Raw genomic sequence first — 17,073 nt, forward strand, 5'->3', positions numbered from 1 at the left:
CTCAGGTCCGGCCATTCAGGCGAGCTGCACGTCCGTGACGCCGGGGACGGACTTCAGCGCGCCGGCGATCTCGGGCGAGAGACGGTACTTGCCCGGCAGACGCACTTCCACCTCGCGCCGGCCCTCGTCGAGCAGGACGACCACATTGACCTCGCCCTCCCCCTTCACGGAGAGATGGCGCGCGAGGCTCTTCATCGGCCGGGCATCGCGCAGGAACACCCGCAGGCTTTTCTGCACCCGGGCGGCCATCGTCTCGATCGGGTCGATCTGCTCGATGCGCAGCGACGGCTCGTCGTCGCGCATGTCGGCGCTGACCAGCACCACCATCGACTTGCCCACCTCGATCAGGTCCCGGAACTGGGCAAGCTTCTCGGAAAAGAGCAGCGCCTCGAACTGGCCGGACGAATCGGAGAAGCGGACGATCCCCATGCGGTTGCCCGACTTGGTCTTGCGCTCCTGCTTGGAAATCACCGTTCCGGCAAGGCGGCCGGCGGAGGCCCCCCGCTTCACCGCCTCGGCGAACTGGGACCAGAGCTGCACGCGCATGCGCTCCAGCAGGGGCTGGTACTCGTCCAGCGGATGGGACGACAGGTAGAAGCCGATCGCCTGGTGTTCACGCTGCAGCCGCTCGGCCGGCAGCCAGGGCTGCACCTCGGCCAGCTGCAGCTCCTCGCCTGCCCCGCCGCCGCCGCCGAACATGTCGTTCTGGCCCATGCTGGCGTTGGCCTCGGTGCGCTGTGCCATGCCCATGATCCGGTCGAGCCCCTCGAACACCCGGGCGCGGTTCTGCTCGATACAGTCGAACGCACCGGCGTTGACGAGGCTTTCCAGCACACGCTTGTTGAGGAACTTCGGCGAGATGCGCGAGGCGAAGTCGCCAAGACTGCGGAAGGGGCGATCGGCGCGCACGTCGACGATGTGCTGGATCGCCTGCTCGCCAGCGCCCTTGATCGCGCCCATGGCATAGACGATGCGGCCGTCATCGACATCGAAGGGGACCATGGAGCGGTTGATCGAGGGCGGCAGCACCTCGACACCCATGCGGCGGGCCTCCTGGCGGAAATCGCCCAGCTTGTCGGTGTTGCCGAGATCGAGCGTCATCGAGGCGGCGAGGAACTCCACCGGGTGGTTCGCCTTCAGCCAGGCGGTGTGATAGGAGACGAGCGCGTAGGCGGCCGCGTGCGACTTGTTGAAGCCGTAGTTGGCGAACTTGGCCACCAGGTCGAAGATCGTGCCGGCCTGCTCCCGGTCGACACCCCGCTCCACCGCGCCGTCGACGAAGCGGGCGCGCTGCACCTCCATCTCCGACGCGATCTTCTTGCCCATGGCCCGGCGCAGAAGGTCGGCCTCGCCGAGCGAATAGCCCGACAGGACCTGCGCGATCTGCATCACCTGTTCCTGGTAGACGATGATGCCGTTGGTTTCCTTCAGGATCGGCTCGAGCAGCGGATGCAGGTAGTCGGGCTCCTGCTCGCCATGCTTGACGGCGTTGTAGACGGGAATGTTCTCCATCGGACCGGGCCGGTAGAGCGCCACCAGCGCGACGATGTCCTCGAAGCGGTCGGGCTTCATGCCGGCAATGGCGCGCCGCATGCCCTGGCTTTCCAGCTGGAACACGCCGACGGTTTCGCCGGCAGCCAGCAGCCGGTAGGTCTTCGGGTCATCGAGTGGCACCGAGGCCATGTCGACATGCACCCCCTTGCGCGCGATCAGCTTCACCGCGGTGTCGATGACCGTGAGCGTCTTCAGGCCGAGGAAGTCGAACTTCACCAGGCCCGCCTCCTCCACCATCTTCATGTTGAACTGCGCCACCGGCATGTCGGAGCGCGGATCGCGGTAGAGGGGCACGAGCTGTTCGAGCGGCCGGTCGCCGATGACCACGCCGGCGGCGTGGGTGGAGGCATGACGGTAGAGCCCCTCGAGCTTCTGCGCCATGGTGAGCAGCCGGTCGACGATCTCCTCCTCGCGTGCGGCCTCGCGCAGGCGCGGCTCCTCGGCAATCGCCTGGGCCAGCGTCACCGGGTTGGCCGGGTTCGCCGGCACCAGCTTGCACAGGCGGTCGACCTGGCCATAGGGCATCTGCAGTACGCGCCCGACATCGCGCAGCACCGCGCGGGCCTGCAGCGACCCGAAGGTGATGATCTGGGCCACCTGGCTGCGGCCGTATTTTTCCTGGACGTAGCGGATGACCTCTTCGCGCCGGTTCTGGCAGAAGTCGATGTCGAAGTCCGGCATCGACACGCGCTCGGGATTGAGGAAGCGCTCGAACAGCAGCGAGAAGCGCATCGGGTCGAGGTCGGTGATGGTCAGGGCCCAGGCCACCACGGAGCCGGCGCCCGATCCGCGCCCGGGGCCCACGGGAATGTCATGCGCCTTGGCCCACTTGATGAAGTCGGCCACGATCAGGAAGTAGCCGGGGAACTTCATGCGCTCGATGACCGACAGCTCGAATTCGAGCCGGTCCCAGTAGTCCTGCTCCGTCAGTCCGGGTGCCAGACCATGCAGCTCGAGCCGCTTGGCCAGACCCTCGCGGGCCTGACGCTTGAGCTCGTCCGCCTCGGCCTTCTCCGCCTCCTCCGGATCGGCGTCGGCACCGGCAAAGCGTGGCAGGATCGGGTTGCGCTTCAGCGGGCGATAATGACAGCGCTGCGCGATCTCGACGGTCGCGGCGGTCGCCTCGGGCAGGTCGGCGAACAGCGCCTGCATTTCCGCGCGTGACTTGAAGTAATGCTCGGCCGTCAGCTTGCGGCGGTCATCGTCGATCAGCACGCGCCCCTCGGAGATGGCGATGAGCGCGTCATGCGCCTCATAATCCTCACGCTTGGGGAAGAAGGCCTCGTTGGTGGCGACGAGCGGCAGGCCCTTGTCATAGGCAAGATCGAGAAAACCGGCCTCGGTCTTGCGTTCCGCCGCCATGCCGTGGCGCTGCAGCTCCACATAGCAGCGATCCCGGAAGGACAGGGCCAGCCGGTCGAGCCGGGCAGCCGCCAGCTTGCGGTTGCCGGCCAGCAGCGCCTTTCCGACCGGCCCGTGGACGCCGCCGGTGAGCAGGATCAGACCGTCGGTGCGGGCCTCCAGCAGCGACAGCGGCACATGCGCCCGCTGGCCGGTCGGCGTGTCGAGGAAGGCGCGGCTGGTGAGGTCCATGAGGTTCATGTAGCCGTCGGCCGTGGCCGCCAGCACGATGACATCGCTCAGGGCCGGTTCCCCGCGCCGGTCGTCGGCCGGCTCGTCACCGAAGGCAACGGCAAGCTGACAGCCGATGATCGGCTGGATGCCGACCCCCCAGGCCTTGCCGGCAAACTCCTGGGCACCGAACAGGTTGCCGGTGTCGGTGATGGCCAGCGCCGGCTGGTCATCGGCCTTGGCCAGATCCAGAAGCTTCTTGATCGGCAGCGCGCCCTCGAGCAGCGACAGGGCCGAATGGACACGCAGATGGACAAACCCGACAGACGACATGACCAGCTTCCCAGATTGCGGCGGAGCGCCGGCAGGCGCGACGGTGCGGCCCGGTGAGCCGGCCCTGCCCCGCCAGCGGATCCCCGCCGTTCTGCCTTCGCCGTCCGTCCTGCCCGCCCGTCCAGCCTGCCCGCCCCGTGCCTTGCCTGCCCCGATCACCGGGTGCGTCTGGCGAGGAGCGACTGGCCGGGAGCGAGGCGGCCTGGAAAGGCTCACCGTGCAAGACTTACCCTGCAAGCCGCCAAGCCCTGAAAACTTGCCAGGACAGCCTGGCCGGGAGCGAGGCGGCCGCGGAGCCGGAGGTGAACGGCGACGGACTGCAGGCGCAAGACACCCCTGCCCGTCCGAAGGCATCCTCTGCAGCAGAAAAGACCGGAACGCCGACCAAAAGTCGAGGGATCCGGACAGGTGCGACGCCGTGATCCTCAGGTAATGATGCCGCGCCGCCGGAGCGCGCCCGGATCGGTGTCTGGCACCGATCCTGAGGTCATGCGGGGAGCGAACCGGGATCAGCCCGGGTCGGAGGCCTATTGCAGCGAGAACAGGACCTCGCCCCAGACGGCGATGGTGGCGGCAAACACGACGAGCGAACCGAAAGCGGCGATATCACGGGCCAGGAAGGTCATGGCATGCTCCTCTCTTTGGAACCGGCAGACGCGCTGCCCGAAGGTTCTGGGGCTCGGGGCCGTCCGGCCCCTTGAAAAAGAGATTGTTCCCTTTTTGTTCTTTCCGCAAGCCCGAAACGCACCAAGGCTCACGCAGACCCTGTTCTTCACACGGGAGGGTGAACAAAGAGTGAACTTAGATCTTGCGACGTTTACGAAGGGGGGACCCGGACCCGCTGTCGCCCGACGCTGCCCCCGCCTGCGCCAAGGGCTTGCCTCGCGTGCTCGCCATGGACCGGGACCCGCGAAACGCGGCAGGGACAATGCAGCAGGGAAAACGTTGCCGGGGGAAACGTTGCCGGGGGAAACGCCGTCCGGAGACCGAGAGCCGGGGCGCAGACGGCCCTCGGCACGGCGGGAGCAGTCAGCGCTGCTCCCGGGCCGGCAAGGGCGCAAGCCGGAGCCGGCGCGCCCCTGCCCTCCGCCACCCGGCCACGACGCCGCGGCCCGGACGTCGAGGACCAGACAGAGACAGACGGGGGAAACAGACGGCAGAACCCGACGTCGAGGATCAGACGTCCAGGATCAGGCCGTCGCGCAGCGTGATGACCCGGTCCATGCGTTCGGCCAGCTCCATGTTGTGGGTGGCAAAGAGCGCCGCCACACCGGTGGCGTGGACAAGGGCATGCAGGGCATCGAAGACATAATGCGCGGTCTGGGGATCGAGATTGCCGGTCGGCTCGTCGAGCAGCAGAAGCTGCGGCGCATTGGCCACGGCCCGGGCGATGGCCACGCGCTGCTGCTCGCCGCCCGACATCTCGGACGGCAGGTGGCTGCCGCGCGCCCCGAGCCGCATGTAGGCCAGAAGCTGCCCGGCCCGCTCCGCCGCGGTCGCCTTTGGCAGGCCCTGGATCATCTGCGGCATCATCACGTTCTCGAGCGCGGTGAACTCCGGCAGGAGGTGATGGAACTGGTAGACAAAGCCGATGTCGTTGCGGCGGATGGCGGTGCGGGCATCATCGCCGAGCGCACCGCAAGGTCGCCCGCCGACATAGACTTCCCCCGAATCCGGCTTCTCGAGCAGGCCGGCAATGTGGAGAAGCGTCGACTTGCCGGTGCCGGACGGGGCCACGAGCGCGACCATCTGGCCGGCCTCGATGGTGAGATCAGCGCCTTTCAGGATCTCGAGCTTGCCGGCGCCCTCGCTGAAGACGCGGGTGACGGCACTGAGACGCAGAACGGGCACAGTCATGGACGGGGTCTCTCCTGGGGATCCGGCGCCTGTCATGGGTTACTCGTACCGCAGCGCTTCGACCGGATCGAGGCGCGCGGCGCGCCAGGCCGGATAGAGCGTCGCCAGCAGCGACAGGACCAGCGCCATCACCAGCACCATGATCGTCTCGCCCTGGTCCATCTCGGCCGGCATCCGCGACAGGAAATAGAGCGTCGGATCAAACAGCTGCGTGCTGGTCAGCCACGAGATGAACTGGCGGATGCTCTCGATGTTGAGGCAGACGACGAGGCCGAGCAGGAAGCCGGCCAGGGTGCCGATCACGCCGATGCTGGCACCGGTGATGACGAAGACGCGCATCACCGATCCGCGCGTGGCCCCCATGGTGCGCAGGATGGCGATGTCCCGCCCCTTGTCCTTCACCAGCATGGTCAGACCCGAGATGATGTTGAGCGCCGCCACCAGCACGATGAGGGTGAGGATGAGGAACATGACGTTGCGCTCGACCTCGAGCGCCGAGAAGAAGGTCATGTTGCGCTGGCGCCAGTCGCTGACGAAGGCCGGACGGCCCGCGCCCTCCTCGACGGCAGCCTTGTAGTCGCCGACCTTGTCGGGATCGTCGGTGTAGACCTCGACCCCGGTCGCCTTGCCGTCCATCCGGAAGAAGCCCTGCGCCTCGGGCAGGGTCATGAAGGCAATCGTGCCGTCATACTCCGACATGCCGATCTCGAAGATCGCGGTGACGGGATAGGACTTGGTGCGCGGGGTGACGCCCATCGGCGTCACGGCCCCGCGCGGGGAAATGACGGTGATGTTGTCGCCGACCTGGAGGCCGAGCTGCTGGGCCATGCGCGTGCCGATCGCCAGACCGCCGGCCGTGTCGAAACCGTCGAGCGTGCCCTGCCGGATGTTGCCGGCGACCAGCGGCAGGCGCTTCAGATCGGCTTCGTAGAGGCCGCGCACGAGCGCCCCGAGGTTGCCCGCCGGTCCGGACACGAGCGCCTGGCCCTCGACGAAGGGAATGGCTGCGACAACCCCGGACACGCCCTGCAGGCGGGAGGCGACCGCGTCATAGTCGGTGAGCGGCTGGTCGATGGGCTGGACCAGCATGTGGCCGTTGATGCCGAGGATCTTGCCGAGAAGCTCGCTGCGGAAGCCGTTCATCACCGCCATGACGATGACCAGGGTGGCCACGCCCAGCATGATGCCGACGAAGGAGAAGCCGGCGATGACCGAAATGAAGCTGTCCCTGCGGCGGGAGCGCAGGTAGCGCCCCGCGATCATCCACTCGTAGGCGGCAAAGGGACGGACCTTCGCGGCAGCGGCGGGGGCGCCCGTGTTGCCGGACTTTTCCGCAGAACCGGTGCTGGACCCGCTGGACTTCGACGACGTGGTGCTTTCGCTCATGATCTGCCTTGGGGGTGGAGCGGCCCGACCGCGCTTGGCGCGGCTCACGGCGAGGGTGGCCGCACCCGCAGCGACTGCGGATGCGGACGGCGAATCCCCTGTTTCAGGATCCGCGACGCGGATCAGCTGGTCAATGCGCCAAGGATCCTGTTGAACGCGGCTTCAACCGAAAGTGTCTCGCGGGCGCCGGTCGCGCGTTCCTTGACCTCGACCACGCCGTCCTTCAGGCCGCGCGGGCCTGCGATCAGCTGGAACGGCAGGCCGATCAGGTCCATGGTCGCAAACTTGGCGCCGGCGCGGGTGTCGGCATCGTCGTAGAGCACGTCGATCCCGGCGCTCTCGAACCGCTGGTAGAGCGCCTCGCAGGTCTGGTCGGTTTCCGCGTCGCCGGGCTTCAGGTTGATCAGGCCGACATGGAACGGGGCCACCGACGCCGGCCAGATGATGCCTTCCTCGTCATGGCTCGCCTCGATCAGCGCCCCCATCAGCCGCGACACGCCAACGCCGTAGGAGCCCATGTGGACGAGCGTCTCGACGCCATCCGAGGTCATGACCTTGGCGCCCATCGGCTCGGAGTACTTGGTGCCGAAATAGAAGATGTGGCCGACCTCGATGCCGCGCGCCGCCACGCGGGACGCCTCCGGCAGGGCATTGAAGGCCGCCTCGTCGTGCATCTCCTCGGTCGCCGCGTAGGGCGTGGTCCAGCTTTCGACGATCGGGGTCAGGTCGGAGGCGAAATCCGTGTCGAGGCCCGGCGTCGGCATGTCGAGCAGCTGCTTGTCGCAGAAGACGGCACTCTCGCCGGTCGAGGCGAGGATGATGAACTCGTGGCTCATGTCGCCGCCGATCGGGCCGGTGTCGGCGCGCATCGGGATCGCCTTCAGGCCCATGCGGGCAAAGGTGCGCAGATAGGCGACGAACATCCGGTTGTAGGCGTGGCGGGCGGCTTCCTTGTCGACGTCGAAGGAATAGGCATCCTTCATGAGGAACTCGCGGCCGCGCATGATGCCGAAGCGGGGACGCACCTCGTCACGGAACTTCCACTGGATGTGGTAGAGGTTCAGCGGCAGATCCTTGTAGGAGCGCACGTAGGAGCGGAAGATCTCGGTGATCATCTCCTCGTTGGTCGGACCGAACAGCATCTCGCGCTCGTGGCGGTCGGTGATGCGCAGCATCTCCTTGCCATAAGCGTCATAGCGTCCGCTTTCGCGCCACAGGTCCGCCGACTGGATCGTCGGCATCAGCAGCTGGATCGCGCCGGCCCGGTTCTGCTCTTCCTCGACGATCTTCTCGATCTTGCGCAGCACCCGGAAGCCCAGCGGCAGCCAGGAGTAGATCCCGGCCGACTGCTGCCGGATCATGCCGGCCCGCAGCATCAGGCGATGCGAGACGATTTCGGCTTCCTTGGGCGTTTCCTTCAGGATGGGCAGAAAAAAGCGGGACAGTCGCATGTCGGGTTCCTGGATCTTGCCGGTTCCCCATCGCGGGGATGCGCCGCAGTCAAACCGCATGCACCTTCAAAACACAAGTCCCTTGCGGAAAAGGAGCCGGAAAAGCTTGGGATTCCAGCCCCCGGACAGCCCCTGCCGCAAGGGTATCCCCTTGACGACACAGGCAGGATTTCCAGCCGGAGAAAGCAGCATGCAAAAAGTTTGGGCTTATGCGCTCAAAATAGTGACAAGTTTGTGTCAATGCGTTAGGTTGCGGTCCCATAAGAACAAAGGCGGAGGTCGGCAACGGCCAAGGCCTTGGAAAACAGGCATCGCGGTCTGAGTCTTGGGAGGAAGATCCCTCTGGCGCACCCAAAAGGTTCGCAGCCGACACAGTGAAGTTTCTCAAGGAACGCACTGATGTATCGAGGGAGTTTTAGACGCGGAACTGAAAAGGCAGGGCTCCGGCCCTGCTTTTTTTTGTTCGTCCGCCGCAGTTGCAACTGCTTCGCATCCGCGTGATGCCGCGCGGGACGACCACCTCCCCGCCAGGTCCCCGCCACGGCTCTCCACTGCCTGCGCGGCTGAAAGACCGACAGTGAAAACGGAAAGGCCCTGCCGGCCGGACCGGACAGGGCCTTTCACAGGACAGCTGCAGACCCTCAGCGCGGGCCAGGCAGCGGGATGTCGTCCAGCGTGATGCCCGACTGGCGCAACCAGAGGAACCCGAGGAACAGCAGCGTGGTCACTGCGGTCGTCCAGCCCACGGTCCGCAGCATGCGGAAGCGGGCCGGCGCGCTTTCGACCGTTCCGGGCACCACCTGCCCCTCCTCCTCCTGCGTGCGCACGCCGAACGGCAGGATCGCGAACAGCACGATCCACCACATCATGAAGTAGACGGCGAGCGCATAGGGAATGGACATGGGTCTGGATCCTCAGAGAAGGGCGCCGGAGCGGATCAGGCCTGCTCCAGCTCGGTCAATGTGCCAAGAAAGTCCTTCGGGTGCAGGAACAGCACCGGCTTGCCGTGGGCGCCGATCTTCGGCTCGCCATCGCCAAGCACGCGCGCACCGCGGGCGACGAGCTGGTCGCGCGCCGCGAGGATGTCCTCCACCTCGTAGCAGACGTGATGGATGCCGCCGGCCGGGTTCTTATCCAGGAACCGGGCGATCGGCGAGTTCTCGCCGAGCGGCTCGAGCAACTCGATCTTGGTGTTCGGCAGGGTGATGAACACGGTGGTGACGCCGTGCTCGGTCTGGGCCACCTTGCCCGACACCTCGGCGCCGAGCGTGTCGCGATAGACCGCCGTTGCCGCATCGATATCAGAGACGGCGATGGCCACGTGGTTCAGTCGTCCGATCATGCAAACTCCTCCCCCAGGGGTTGCCGGAGGCCGGTCCGGACGGACCGGACGCCTGCCGGTTGGTCATACACGGGTGACGAGCACCTTGCAGAGCGTCTTTTTGCCCCACACCTCGGTGACAGCAGACCGGGCCGCGCGACGCACCGCCTCGCTGACCAGGTCCGTGTCCTTGCGCCGCGCCTTCGGAATGCCCGACAGCGCCCCGACGACCGCCTTACGGACGATCTCGTCCATCGGATCGCCCTCGGCATCGGTCTCGGGCACGCCGAACAGGGCCACGCCGGGATCGTCCATCAGGTCGCCCGTCCGGTTGATCACGACGGAGACCACGAGGGCACCGGCAAAGGACAGCTTCCGCCGCTCCTTCACACCCGTGACCTCCGGGTCACCGATGACATTGCCATCCACGACCGTGATGCCGAACGGCGCCTCGTCCACGACCTCGGCACGGCCCGGGAACAGCCGGATGACATCGCCGTTGCCGGCGATGACGACCGACTGGACGCCCTGGCTCTGCGCAAACTCGCCATGGGCGGCAAGATGGAACGGTTCCCCGTGCACGGGAACCACCACCTTTGGCTGAAGGAGGCGGTACAGCTCGGCCAGCTCGCCGCGGCGCGGATGGCCCGAGACATGCACCAGCGCATCCCGGTCGGTGACGATGCGGATGCCCTGGCTTGCCAGCCCGTTGACCACGGCCCCCACTTCCTTCTCGTTGCCAGGGATGGTGCGGGCCGAGAAGATCACCATGTCGCCCTTGGACAGGGCGATGTTGCGGTGTTCCCCGGCTGCGATGCGGGCCAGCGCCGCGCGCGGCTCGCCCTGGGACCCGGTGCAGAGCAGCACGGCCTTCTCTCGCGGCAAAAAGCCGTAGCTGTCCTCGTCGAGGAACGGCGGCAGACCGTCGAGATAGCCAAGCTCTTCGGCCACCTGGATGACCCGCCGCATCGAGCGCCCCACGACAACGAGATTGCGATCCGAGGCAGCCGCCGCCTCGGCAATGGCGCGGATGCGGGCCACGTTGGACGAAAAGGTCGTGACAGCAACGCGATACGGAGCGTCCTTGAGAATTCGAGTCAGCTCGACGGCCACATCCGACTCGCTCGGGCTGAAGCCCTCGCGGTAGGCGTTGGTGCTGTCGCAGACGAGCGCGGTCACCCCCTCGCGGCCGATTTCCGCCAGCCGCTCCAGGTCGATCGGAAGGCCGACGCCGGGCTTCAGGTCGATCTTCCAGTCGCCCGTGTGCAGGACCATGCCCTCGGGGAACCGCAGCGCCAGCGCGCAAGGCTCCGGGATGGAATGCGACATGGCGACGAACTCGACGTCGAAGGGCCCGATCTTCAGCCGCTGCCCCTGCTGGACGATTGTCACCGGGATCTCTTCCGCGCCCGGCTCCCCCTCGACCTTGGCCTCGATGAGCCCGGCCGTGAAGGGCGTCGCGTAGAGCTTGCAGCGCAGCTGCGGCCACAGGTGGACGAGACCGCCGTAATGATCTTCGTGGGCATGGGTGATGACCATGCCGACGATGCGCTTCTTCTCGGCCTCGAGGAAGCGGATGTCGGGCAGCACCAGATCGATGCCGGGCAGATCGGGACCGGCGAAGGTGACGCCGCAATCCACGATCAGCCAGCTGCGGTCGTCCTCCGGGCCATAGCCGTAAAGGCCCAGGTTCATGCCGATTTCGCCCACCCCGCCCAGGGGCAGGAAGACGATTTCGTTGGCCTCAGCCATGCGCTGTTACTCCTGTGTCTCGCCGCACCGGACGCTCAGCGCTCCGGGCGGGGGCCGAAGAACACGTCTCCGGCAGAAATTGTACGGGTCTGCCCGCCGGCAAGCGCCAGCACGAGCTGGCCGCGCGGGTCGATGTCCTTGAACCGGCCGACAAGCTCTTCGGCCGGCAGGCGGACCGTGATCTCCTCGCCGAGCCGCAGTGCCCGCTGCAGCCACGCGCTGCGAACCGGCGCGAAGCCGGACCTGCTCCACGTGTCGAGCCAGTGCGCAAGGCTCGCTGCAAGGCAGGCGAACATGCCCTCGGCCTCGACCCGGTAGCCCAGGGCCGCCAGGTCGGTTGCGGCATAATGCTCCGGATCCGGATGCGTGACGCAGTTGACGCCGAAGCCGCAGACCACGGCCAGACGTCCATCCGCCAGCGGTTCGGCCTCCAGCAGGATGCCCGACAGCTTGGCCTCGCCGACCAGAAGGTCGTTCGGCCACTTGAGCCGGGCGAGGCCGAAGGCCCCCACCGCCCGGTCGACCGCATCGGCGAGCGCGACGGCCGCGACCAGCGGCAACTCTCCTATACGCGCCCGCGGGCCCGGGTCGATCAGCAGGACGCTCGCAAACAGGTTGCCGACCGGCGAGCTCCAGCTGCGGCCGCGACGGCCGCGCCCGGCCGTCTGCTGGTCGGCCAGGACCCAGAGGCGATCGCCCTGCCCTGCCCGCGCCGCCTCCATGGCAGCGCTGTTGGTGGAGGGCAACGCCGCATGCCTTTCAAAGCGGAAGCCCGGTGCCTGGGGCACCGGGCCGAAAGCCAGCAAAGCCGACATCCGCGTCTCAGAACAGGCTCTTGGCCGCGACCGCCGTGGCTTCCGTGATCGGCTGCGGCAGCACGATGTAGAAGATCACGAACAGGCTGGACAGACCAAGGACAACCTTCAGCTCGACCGGCATGGCCTCGAACTTCTCGGCCGGCTCGTCGAAGAACATCACCTTGATCACCCGCAGGTAATAGTAGGCACCGATCACCGAGGCCACCACGCCGATGATGGCGAGCGGATAGAGCCCGGCCTCGACAGCGGCCGAGAACACATACCACTTGCCCCAGAACCCGACGAAGGGCGGGATGCCGGCGAGCGACCACAGGATGAAGGCGAGCAGGATCGCCATCGGCAGGTTGGTGCGCCACAGGCCGGAGAGGTCGGCAATCTCCTCGACCATGCCGTCCTTGCGCCGCATCGACAGGATGCAGGCGAAGGCACCGAGCGTCATGGCCAGATAGGCGGTCATGTAGAACAGGACGCCATCGACGCCGTTCTCCGTGCCGGCGGCCAGGCCAACCAGGGCGTAGCCCATGTGACCGATCGAGGAATAGGCCATCAGGCGCTTGATGTTGGTCTGGCCAATGGCGGCAAAGGCACCCAGCGCCATGGAGGCGATGGCGACGAAGACGATGATCTGCTGCCACTCGTGCGTGACCGGCTGGAACACGTCGATGACGACGCGCACGAGCAGGCCCATGGCCGCGATCTTCGGCGCCGCCGCGAAGAAGGCCGTGACCGGGGTCGGCGCGCCTTCATAGACGTCCGGCGTCCACATGTGGAACGGAACGGCGGAAATCTTGAAGGCAAGGCCGGCCAGCATGAACACCAGACCGAAGATCAGGCCGAGCGAGGCGCCGTCGCGGGTCAGGACCTCGGCGATCTGCGGGAAGCCGACGTTGCCGGTGAAGCCATAGACCAGCGACATGCCGTACAGCAGCATGCCCGAGGACAGCGCGCCGAGGACGAAGTACTTCAGGCCGGCCTCGGTCGACCGCACGTTGTCGCGGTTGATCGCGGCGACGACGTAGAGCGCCAAGCTCTGCAGCTCGAGACCGAGATAGAGCGCGATCAGGTCGTTGGCCGACAGCATCAGCATCATGCCGACCGTCGCCAGCAGGATCAGAACCGGATACTCGAACTTGTCGAAGTTCTGGCTGCGGGCATAAGCCCAGGACATGGCGATGGCGAAGAAGGACCCGACCAGCACGAGCAGCTTCAGGTAATAGGCGAAGCTGTCGAGCACGAAGGCCCCGTGGAAGGTAACCCCGAGCTGGGCGCCGTACGGCATCACGAACAGGGCCGTGGCGGCGATGAGGCCCATCGCCATGCCGTTGACCAGGAAGCTGATGCGCTGACCGCCGAACACGCCGATCATCAGGAGGGCAAGGGCGCCCACCGCCAGAAAGATCTCCGGCAGCACGGGCAGAAGGTCGGGCAACTGGGTGTATTCAGTCATTGCTCGCGTCTTTCGTCCTGTCGGGGATCAATGGGCCACAGCCGGGGCCGCGGCATGGACGGCCTGGCCGGCTGCCTCTATCGCGGCCTGATAGTTGGTGATGAGCGCGTCGACCGAGGCCTGCGTCACGTCCAGGATCGGCATCGGGTAGAAGCCGAACAGGATGGTGAGGATGATCAGCGGCACCAGGATCACCTGCTCGCGCAGCGACAGGTCGGTGATCGACTTCAGGCTTTCCTTGTCGAGAGCCCCGAAGACGACGCGGCGGTAGAGGTAGAGCGCATAGGCCGCCGACAGGACCACGCCGGTGGTGGCAAAGAGCGCCACCCAGGTGTTGACCTCGAACGCGCCGAGGAGCGTCAGGAACTCGCCGACGAAGCCGCTGGTACCCGGCAGGCCGACATTCGCCATCGTGAAGATGAGGAAGGCGACGGCATAGAACGGCATCCGGTTGACCAGACCGCCATAGGCCGAGATCTCGCGGGTGTGCATGCGGTCATAGATCACGCCGACGCAGAGGAACAGCGCGCCCGAGACAATGCCGTGCGACAGCATCTGGAACAGCGCGCCCTGGATGCCCTGCTCCGTCATCGTGAAGATGCCCATGGTCACGTAGCCCATGTGGGCGACGGAGGAATAGGCAATGAGCTTCTTGATGTCTTCCTGAACCAGCGCCACCAGCGAGGTGTAGATGATGGCAATGATCGACAGGGTGAAGACCATCGGCGCGAACAGGTCGCTGGCGATGGGGAACATCGGCAGCGAGAAGCGCAGGAAGCCGTAGCCGCCCATTTTCAGCAAGATCGCCGCCAGCAGGACGGAGCCTGCGGTGGGGGCTTCCACGTGCGCATCCGGCAGCCAGGTGTGCACCGGCCACATCGGCATCTTCACCGCGAAGCTGGCAAAGAAGGCAAGCCAGAGCCAGGTCTGCATGTCGGCCGCAAAGCTGTGCTTCTGCAGCGCGACGATGTCGGTGGTGCCGGCATTCCAATACATGGCCATGATGGCGATCAGCATCAGCACGGAGCCGAGCAGCGTGTACAGGAAGAACTTGTAGCTGGCATAGACGCGCCGCTTGCCGCCCCAGATGCCGATGATGAGGAACATCGGCAGCAGGCTCGCCTCGAAGAACACGTAGAAGAGCACCAGGTCCAGCGCGCAGAACACGCCGATCATCAGCGTTTCCAGCACGAGGAAGGCGATCATGTATTCCTTGACGCGCTTCTGCACGCTCTCCCAGGAGGCGAGGATGCAGAACGGCATCAGGAAGGTCGTGAGGATCACGAACAGCATCGAGATGCCGTCGACGCCCATCTTGTAGGAGATGTTGCCGCCAAGCCATTCCTGGGTTTCCACGAGCTGGTAGCCCGGGTTGGAATAGTCGAAGGCACCCCAGATGAAGAGCGACAGCACGAAGGTGAAGACGGTCGTGACCAGCGCAACCATGCGGATGTTGCGCTTGGCGCCGTCGTCATCTCCCGGCACCAGGAGGATGGCCAGCACACCTGCCAGCGGCAGGAAGGTGGTGGTCGTCAGGATCGGCCAATCGATCATCAGTGCGCTCCCCCGCCGGTCGAAACACCGGAGAACATCGACCAGGTGACGAGCGCCGCCACACCGATCAGCATCGCAAAGGCATAGTGGTAGAGGTACCCGGTCTGCAGCCGCACGACCCAGGTGGTGACGTTCTGGACGCGGGCGGCCACGCCGTCCGGACCGCAGCCGTCAATGACGACGCCATCCCCCTTCTTCCACAGCGTGCGGCCGAGCCACATCGCCGGGCGGACGAAGATCCAGTCGTAGAGCTCGTCGATGTACCACTTGTTGAGGAGGAACTTGTAGAGCCCCTCGTGCTCGGCGGCGAGGCGCTTGGGCGTCTCCGGCGAGCGGATGTAGAAGTACCATGCCACGATGAAGCCGGTGGCCATCATCACGAAGGGCGAGACCTTGACCCACTTCGGCACGTCATGCAGGGCATGCAGGATGTGGTTGTCCGGACCGGTGAACAGGGCCCCCTTCCAGAAGGCATCATAACCGTCGCCGAAGAAGGGTGCCTTGAAGGCCATGCCCGCGGCAATCGCCCCCACCGACAGGATGAACAGCGGGACAAGCATCACCATCGGCGACTCGTGCACGTGCTTCATCACGTCGACAGGCGCGCGCGGCTTGCCGTGGAAGGTCAGGAAGGTCAGACGCCAGGAATAGAAGGACGTCAGGCCGGCGGCAGCAACGGTGAGCCAGAAGGCATACTGCGACGCCGCGTTGTGACCGGCAAAGGCTGCCTCGATCACCGCATCCTTGGAAATGAACCCGGCGAACCCGATATAGGTGAGCGGAATGCCCACACCGGTCAGGGCCAGGGTGCCGATCATCATCGTCCAGTAGGTGACGGGGATGTGCTTGCGCAGGCCGCCCATCCGACGCATGTCCTGCTCGCCCGACACCGCGTGGATGACCGACCCGGCGCACAGGAACAGGAGCGCCTTGAAGAAGGCATGGGTGAACAGGTGGAACACGCCGACCGAGTAGGCGCCGACGCCAAGGGCGACGAACATGTAGCCGAGCTGCGAGCAGGTCGAGTAGGCGATCACGCGCTTGATGTCGTTCTGGACGAGACCGACGGTCGCGGCGAACAGGGCCGTCGTGGCACCGAAGAAGGTGACGACCGTCAGGGCGGTGTGCGACAGCTCGAACAGCGGCGACAGGCGCGCGACCATGAACACGCCGGCGGTCACCATCGTGGCCGCATGGATGAGCGCGGAGACCGGCGTCGGGCCCTCCATCGCGTCCGGCAGCCAGGTGTGCAGCAGGAACTGGGCCGACTTGCCCATTGCCCCCATGAACAGCAGCAGGCAGACGACGGTCATCGCGGTGCCGGCATCAAGGCTGTAGCCGAGGAAGTCCAGCACGGCCGGACCATGGGCGCCGGCAGCAGCCTCCGTGCCATGCGCCACGGCGCCGACGACGGCGGGCGCATTGGCGAAGATGGCCGACAGGTTGATCGTGTCGAACATCACGAAGACGCCGAAGATGCCGAGCGCAAAGCCGAAGTCGCCGACGCGGTTGACCACGAAGGCCTTCATGGCGGCGGCATTGGCCGAGGACTTCTGGTACCAGAAGCCGATCAGCAGGTAGGAGGCCAGACCCACGCCTTCCCAGCCGAAGAACATCTGCAGCAGGTTGTCGGCCGTCACGAGCGACAGCATCGCGAAGGTGAAGAGCGACAGGTAGGCGAAGAAGCGCGACCGGTGCGGGTCATCGTGCATGTAGCCGATGGAGTAGATGTGCACCAGCGCCGAGACGCTGTTGACCACCACCAGCATGACCACGGTCAGCGTGTCGATGCGCAGCGACCAGGCCACGTCGAGCGCGCCGGAGGTGATCCAGCGCAGAATCTCGACCTGGACCAGCGCGGTCTCGCCGTAGCCGATCTGGAAGAACGCCACCCAGGACAGCACGGCCGAGATGACCACGAGCGTCGTGGTGACGAGCTCGCTGGCCGTATGGCCGATCGCGCGGCCGAAGAGGCCCGCGATCAGGAAGCCGATCAGGGGCAGGAAGACGATTGCCTGATACAACATG

At 66.1% G+C, this 17,073-nt stretch carries 11 protein-coding genes; all 11 read right to left on the bottom strand.

The annotated features are described in order from the left end of the window. Nucleotides 1–15: 15 nt before the first annotated feature. Complete coding sequence (gene dnaE / locus GWI72_RS06815; RefSeq protein ID WP_161708195.1) at nucleotides 16–3,459, bottom strand: DNA polymerase III subunit alpha; 3,444 nt, start codon at nucleotides 3,457–3,459, stop codon at nucleotides 16–18. Nucleotides 3,460–4,635: 1,176 nt separating this feature from the next. Next, complete coding sequence (locus tag GWI72_RS06820) at nucleotides 4,636–5,316, bottom strand: ABC transporter ATP-binding protein (protein ID WP_161708196.1); 681 nt, start codon at nucleotides 5,314–5,316, stop codon at nucleotides 4,636–4,638. 39 nt (nucleotides 5,317–5,355) lie between these two features. After that, nucleotides 5,356–6,579 carry a lipoprotein-releasing ABC transporter permease subunit gene (locus tag GWI72_RS06825; RefSeq protein ID WP_161709116.1) on the bottom strand — a complete coding sequence of 408 codons (1,224 nt, stop codon included), beginning with the start codon at nucleotides 6,577–6,579 and terminating at the stop codon, nucleotides 5,356–5,358. A 245-nt stretch (nucleotides 6,580–6,824) separates the two neighbouring features. Continuing rightward, the gene (gene proS / locus GWI72_RS06830) at nucleotides 6,825–8,153 is read right to left on the bottom strand and encodes a proline--tRNA ligase (RefSeq protein ID WP_161673176.1); all 1,329 of its coding nucleotides are present in this window, start codon (nucleotides 8,151–8,153) and stop codon (nucleotides 6,825–6,827) included. 641 nt (nucleotides 8,154–8,794) lie between these two features. Further along, the gene (locus GWI72_RS06835) at nucleotides 8,795–9,055 is read right to left on the bottom strand and encodes a DUF1467 family protein (protein ID WP_161708197.1); all 261 of its coding nucleotides are present in this window, start codon (nucleotides 9,053–9,055) and stop codon (nucleotides 8,795–8,797) included. Nucleotides 9,056–9,090: 35 nt separating this feature from the next. Continuing rightward, nucleotides 9,091–9,495, bottom strand: coding sequence for a methylmalonyl-CoA epimerase (mce, locus tag GWI72_RS06840; RefSeq protein ID WP_161708198.1), 405 nt, complete (start codon nucleotides 9,493–9,495; stop codon nucleotides 9,091–9,093). 63 nt (nucleotides 9,496–9,558) lie between these two features. Then, on the bottom strand, nucleotides 9,559–11,226 hold the full coding sequence (locus tag GWI72_RS06845; RefSeq protein WP_161708199.1) for a ribonuclease J: 1,668 nt from the start codon (nucleotides 11,224–11,226) through the stop codon (nucleotides 9,559–9,561). A 35-nt stretch (nucleotides 11,227–11,261) separates the two neighbouring features. Further along, on the bottom strand, nucleotides 11,262–12,041 hold the full coding sequence (locus GWI72_RS06850; protein ID WP_161708200.1) for a biotin--[acetyl-CoA-carboxylase] ligase: 780 nt from the start codon (nucleotides 12,039–12,041) through the stop codon (nucleotides 11,262–11,264). A 7-nt stretch (nucleotides 12,042–12,048) separates the two neighbouring features. Further along, nucleotides 12,049–13,491 (bottom strand): NADH-quinone oxidoreductase subunit NuoN, encoded by a 1,443-nt coding sequence (nuoN, locus tag GWI72_RS06855; protein WP_161673186.1) that lies wholly within the window; start codon nucleotides 13,489–13,491, stop codon nucleotides 12,049–12,051. Between the two features lie 27 nt (nucleotides 13,492–13,518). Next, a complete protein-coding gene (locus GWI72_RS06860; RefSeq protein ID WP_161673188.1) occupies nucleotides 13,519–15,045 on the bottom strand; it encodes an NADH-quinone oxidoreductase subunit M in 1,527 nt (508 codons plus the stop codon). Beyond that, nucleotides 15,045–17,069: an NADH-quinone oxidoreductase subunit L gene (nuoL, locus tag GWI72_RS06865; protein WP_161709117.1), complete on the bottom strand. Its 2,025-nt coding sequence runs from the start codon at nucleotides 17,067–17,069 to the stop codon at nucleotides 15,045–15,047. Before nuoL ends, GWI72_RS06860 begins: the two co-directional genes overlap by 1 nt. Between the last annotated feature and the right edge of the window lie 4 nt (nucleotides 17,070–17,073).

Origin of the sequence: Pannonibacter sp. XCT-53, from assembly GCF_009915765.1 — a bacterium.
Lineage (GTDB): Bacteria > Pseudomonadota > Alphaproteobacteria > Rhizobiales > Stappiaceae > Pannonibacter > Pannonibacter tanglangensis.

Coding starts and splice junctions, on each gene's coding strand:
- GWI72_RS06820 (WP_161708196.1), bottom strand. CDS start 5,316: ATGACTGTGCCCGTTCTGCGTCTCAGTGCCGTCACCCGCGTCTTCAGC.
- proS (WP_161673176.1), bottom strand. CDS start 8,153: ATGCGACTGTCCCGCTTTTTTCTGCCCATCCTGAAGGAAACGCCCAAG.
- GWI72_RS06825 (WP_161709116.1), bottom strand. CDS start 6,579: ATGATCGCGGGGCGCTACCTGCGCTCCCGCCGCAGGGACAGCTTCATT.
- GWI72_RS06835 (WP_161708197.1), bottom strand. CDS start 9,055: ATGTCCATTCCCTATGCGCTCGCCGTCTACTTCATGATGTGGTGGATC.
- GWI72_RS06860 (WP_161673188.1), bottom strand. CDS start 15,045: ATGATCGATTGGCCGATCCTGACGACCACCACCTTCCTGCCGCTGGCA.
- GWI72_RS06845 (WP_161708199.1), bottom strand. CDS start 11,226: ATGGCTGAGGCCAACGAAATCGTCTTCCTGCCCCTGGGCGGGGTGGGC.
- GWI72_RS06850 (WP_161708200.1), bottom strand. CDS start 12,041: ATGTCGGCTTTGCTGGCTTTCGGCCCGGTGCCCCAGGCACCGGGCTTC.
- mce (WP_161708198.1), bottom strand. CDS start 9,495: ATGATCGGACGACTGAACCACGTGGCCATCGCCGTCTCTGATATCGAT.
- dnaE (WP_161708195.1), bottom strand. CDS start 3,459: ATGTCGTCTGTCGGGTTTGTCCATCTGCGTGTCCATTCGGCCCTGTCG.
- nuoN (WP_161673186.1), bottom strand. CDS start 13,491: ATGACTGAATACACCCAGTTGCCCGACCTTCTGCCCGTGCTGCCGGAG.